1 rRNA gene is annotated in these 389 nt (G+C 43.7%); it reads right to left on the bottom strand.

The window, feature by feature from the left end:
- Positions 1 to 281 precede the first annotated feature (281 nt).
- Positions 282 to 389, bottom strand: a 16S ribosomal RNA gene (locus MO387_RS20855); the annotation flags it as partial.

Here is a 389-nt window from a genome sequence, read left to right as displayed (position 1 = left end):
TTCAAGACACTTAATAAAGTGTTTGAGAACTCATGATGCAAACGTTTCCACGTTTACATCGTTTTGTAATTAATCACATGACAGACTCATGCAATTAAATACTATCAGCTTTCCAAATTGTTAAAGAACTATGCTAACCGGCTCGCGGCGCATTCAGCTCTGACTTCTCCTAAGAGAAGATAAACAAGCAATCTGTGTGAACACTCAAAAGGTACACGGATGTACCGAATGTCGAAAATGCAGGAGCATTTTTCGACCAAGAATTAAGTTAGTCGTATAGGTAAGGAGGTGATCCAGCCCCAGGTTCCCCTAGGGCTACCTTGTTACGACTTCACCCCAGTCATGAACCACAAAGTGGTGAGCGCCCCCCCGAAGGTTAAGCTACCCAC

This window comes from Shewanella sp. N2AIL, assembly GCF_022690845.1.
Classification (GTDB): domain Bacteria; phylum Pseudomonadota; class Gammaproteobacteria; order Enterobacterales; family Shewanellaceae; genus Shewanella; species Shewanella baltica.
The sequence above is the reverse complement of the archived record's forward strand: the minus strand, read 5'-3'. Positions and strand labels throughout refer to the sequence as shown.